Source organism: Rhodopirellula europaea 6C, from assembly GCF_000338295.1.
GTDB lineage: Bacteria > Planctomycetota > Planctomycetia > Pirellulales > Pirellulaceae > Rhodopirellula > Rhodopirellula europaea.
Map to the genome: position 1 here is coordinate 1 of NZ_ANMO01000138.1, position 891 is coordinate 891.

1 pseudogene is annotated in these 891 nt (G+C 56.6%); it reads right to left on the bottom strand.

What is annotated here, in order from left to right:
* Positions 1-258: 258 nt before the first annotated feature.
* Positions 259-891, bottom strand: a pseudogene (locus RE6C_RS15275) (hypothetical protein); the annotation flags it as partial.

Consider the following 891-nt stretch of genomic DNA (forward strand, 5'->3'; position numbering starts at 1 on the left):
TGGGAAGCGGCGCGGATTGCCTCCCCCGGAAATCTCGCTGAACGCTCGCTTTCCGACCCCTCCCGCTGCACGGGCGGGGTTTTCGAGGCGTTACTGGAACAGCATCTAAAAACTGCACAACCGCAAAGTAGGCATAAAGGATGGGGAAGAATCATGTGAGCCGTTTGGGCGTTGGCGTTGGTTATGTGCGGGGGCCGTCGTGAATGATGAATCGAGAATTGGCTGACACCAAGCCAAAGCTACTCGCAGACAACCGCATCACGCCAACGCCTCGCGGACTCGGGTGACCAGCGAATTGTCTCGGTCGTTTTTCCCGGGCAGCATATAGGTCGCGGCGGCGAGGTAGCGGTTTCGCAGTTCCGGCGAGATCGCGTAATAGTCTTCGAGCGCCGCGGAGCTGTATTTGTAATCGTGCGAATCGTTGCCTTTCAGGAACGTCAGCTGACGTGCGGCGTGAATCAAATCCTCTGCCTTGCCATCCGATTCGAGGTACTGGTAAGTCGCCGCGGAGGCATGCGATCGATCTTGACCGACCGAGTCAAAGATTTGATCAACGCTAACCGAATCATCGCCGGCAGATTCGGAAGTGAGCTCATTGATCTGCGAATCACCAACTTTGCCGCGAGAATCCATCGCTTGTCGGAAGTGCGGGATGAAGGCAGCGTTCTGAAGCAACAGACGCATTCGATTTTGGTCATCAGCAGCAGTGCGATAGGCGTACTGCAATGCGTTGGTTGATGTGGCCGAGTGCAACGCGACAATCGCGGGTTGTTGCATCACCATTTCGCCCGCCGACAAGAACAACGCATCGCTGATCGATTGCGGATGCACACCCGATTGAATCAACTTGGCGGTCTCGCGAACGGCGGCCTCGGGTGTCGCTTCACGAAG